Genomic DNA, 2,689 nt, shown 5'->3' with positions numbered 1-2,689 from the left:
CTCACGCCCGTGCGTGTGGAGGAGGCGAAGTAGGGGAAAGGAATATCGGGGGAGAGGGAAACCTTCTGGAGAAAGTTTCTCTCTCCCCTCCCCCGTACCCCCTCCTCTCTCCCTTCAAAGACTTTCGACTTTATCGAATCCCTGTTCGCCGCATTCCCTGTTTATCCTGTCGGCAATTTCGAAAAATCCGTTCTTTTTGGCACGGGTTCGTTTTGACGGCTTGACAGAAGGAGCGAATCTGCATAGAGACAGAACCGGATTCAATGTCACCATCGTCTATCCGGTTAGGACGGCGGCCTCTCACGTCGCTAAGAGGGGTTCAAATCCCCTTGGTGACGCCAGCGAATGCAAGAAGGCCACATCGCAATGATGTGGCCTTTTTTGCGTCCTGACATACAGCGAAAGGCCCCAGGAGAACGGGAGGTTGTGTTTCCGGTGCCACCCGGCGGCGGGAACAGGTGAGATTTGAAAGAGGAGAGGATTCTGGAAAGAGGAACTTCTCTGAAAAAATCCTTCCCTCGCCAAACCTGTGAGGCTCGCGCCCATCCCTCCCCCAGAGAATATTTATACTTCCGAATCCCCGGTCCGCTGTCTTTTCCGGCAATTGCCTTTGGAAAAGACTCGTTGCGACGTGGAACGGCTCTAACGCCCAAATAAAAAAGGCCCCGCAACCTTTCGGATGCGGGGCCTTTATTATGAACGTCGATTAATAGCGGGAGTAGGAGGGACGAGCTTCGCGCGGGCGGGCTTCGTTCACCTTGAGATTACGACCGCTGAAGCTGAAGTTGTCCAGCGCTTCGACAGCGGCCTGAACGCCTTCGCTAGCCATCTCCACAAAACCAAAACCGCGGGCGCGGCCGGTTTCACGATCAGAAACGAGCTTCACGGAAGTCACTTCGCCGTAAGGGGCAAAAAGATCGCGAACATCATCTTCGGTAGCGGACCAGGGGAGATTGCCGACATAAAGAGACTTAGTCATAAAAAAAGAGACCTTGTGTAAAAAAAGAAAGACATGATGCCTGCGCATGGACTCCATCAGTCCTCTGCACGGCGTGAAAACACAATGCCCTGTTTCCTGAGGAAGTCAAGCTTTTTTTCTTATTTTTAAAAAAGTTAGGAAAAAATAACGTCCCACTTCCGCAAGACTCGAACAAAACCGCCCTATTGCCTGCCCCCATGACCTCCATGCGCGAACGGCGTTTCAACCGCCCGCATAACCGGATCCGACCCCTTCTGAGGTTCCCGCCCCACTACCGCAGAAATTCCGTGAGATCCGATTGCAGGATGGTATCCAGTTCCTCAGTCCGTTCCGCGTCGCTCTCCGTGAAGGCGAATCCGAAAACGGGCAGTTCGGGCACATCCACCTTGCGCAGTTCGAGCACCTTCGCAAAGTGTGCGGCCAGCCGATCGTAATCGAAGGCCGAAGACGGCGGCAGGGATTTCGGCTTGTCCAGAATGACCATACTGTAGATCTTTCCTCCCCTGCCCCGCAGGATGGCGTCGAAATCCGGCTTCCGGTCATTCAGGTAGCAGTCCACCGTATTGATCCCAAAGGCGAAGTAGGCCATATCGGTCGTACACAGGCCCGCGAAACGCATCGCATTGAACTCGATGGGCAAAATCCGATCGCCCTCGACCCGCAATTCGACGTGGGCGGGAAAGTCCCGGATGCCCATCAGCGCGTTGACCTTCCTGAAAAACGCCTCAAAACGCGCCTTGTTCGCTTCGATAACGTCCTTACCCGTATAATACAGCCGGTCGCTCACGTCGCTCAACGACGCGAAACGGTGTGTGAAAATATTCAGGATGACCGGTTCGCCCTCGCCGTCGAAATACACGTCCACGGCGAACTCTTCCCCGATGATGTATTCCTCCACCAGGAACGACGACTGGTCGACCACGCTTTCGGGGAAGCGGTCCCGGCTCTCGCGCAGGTTGCGTTCAATGTCAGCCACCGCCGCCGTCCAATCCTCATCGGACGTGATCGTGTACACGCCGAGGCTGAAAAATCCCACGGACGGCTTGAGGATGAAAGGCTTTTTCCAGCCACTCACGTCGGTCTTCCCGAGTTCGCCCACCGGGATCTCGCGGAAGAAGAAATCCGGGTACATTCCGGCCAGCAGGCGGCGCAGCGCGGCCTTGTCCTTCATGGCGTCGATATGGCGGGCCACAGGCATGTCGCCCAGATGCGCATGAATCCATTCCAGCGCGTTCTCGGAAGACGTATACAAACGCTCCCCGTTCCGGCAGCGCTTCTCAGCCTCAGCGTCGTCCACAAGGTTCAGGCCGTAGTCGCGGGCCAGTCCCGCCGTAAACGGGGTTTCCAGTACGGGCTGCCCGCTTCGTTCAAGATAATTGAGAAAGTGCTTCGAGACATACGGCCTGTCGAGCAGGATCATGGAAACCTCCGGTGGTAAGTGTGATCATGGGGTTAGGGAAGATTGGGGAAGGGGGGAAGAACCTTTCTGGAGAAAGGTTCTTCCCCCCTTCCCCAAACCCCATCCCCCTTTCTCCAAAGACTTTCATCCTTATCGAATCCCTCCCCTCAGCCTTACCTTGAGGCAACAGTCCAAGGCACCCTCTTTTTTCTTCAAAAAGAAAAGACAAAGAAGAGGAAAACCTCCCAACAGGGATTCGATAAAGACGAAAGTTTTATGGGGATGGGGGTGGGGTTTGGGGAGGGGGAAGG

The 2,689-nt window shown here is 55.2% G+C and carries 2 protein-coding genes and 1 tRNA gene; 1 reads left to right on the top strand and 2 read right to left on the bottom strand.

The genetic code is table 11. The features are described 5' to 3' along the window. Positions 1-265 precede the first annotated feature (265 nt). Positions 266-341 (top strand) — tRNA-Glu (locus T370_RS0121600). Between the two features lie 365 nt (positions 342-706). Here T370_RS0121600 and T370_RS0121595 read toward each other — a convergent pair. After that, positions 707-979 carry an RNA-binding regulator gene (locus tag T370_RS0121595; RefSeq protein ID WP_005027955.1) on the bottom strand — a complete coding sequence of 91 codons (273 nt, stop codon included), beginning with the start codon at positions 977-979 and terminating at the stop codon, positions 707-709. 271 nt (positions 980-1,250) lie between these two features. Continuing rightward, on the bottom strand, positions 1,251-2,399 hold the full coding sequence (locus T370_RS0121590; RefSeq protein ID WP_029436976.1) for an ATP-grasp domain-containing protein: 1,149 nt from the start codon (positions 2,397-2,399) through the stop codon (positions 1,251-1,253). Between the last annotated feature and the right edge of the window lie 290 nt (positions 2,400-2,689).

The organism is Bilophila wadsworthia ATCC 49260, from assembly GCF_000701705.1.
GTDB classification, from domain to species: Bacteria; Desulfobacterota; Desulfovibrionia; order Desulfovibrionales; family Desulfovibrionaceae; genus Bilophila; species Bilophila wadsworthia.
The sequence above is the reverse complement of the archived record's forward strand: the minus strand, read 5'-3'. Positions and strand labels throughout refer to the sequence as shown.

What these genes read in the sequence shown, in the direction of transcription:
- T370_RS0121590 (WP_029436976.1), bottom strand. Translation starts at nt 2,399, where the DNA reads ATGATCCTGCTCGACAGGCCGTATGTCTCGAAGCACTTTCTCAATTAT.
- T370_RS0121595 (WP_005027955.1), bottom strand. Translation starts at nt 979, where the DNA reads ATGACTAAGTCTCTTTATGTCGGCAATCTCCCCTGGTCCGCTACCGAA.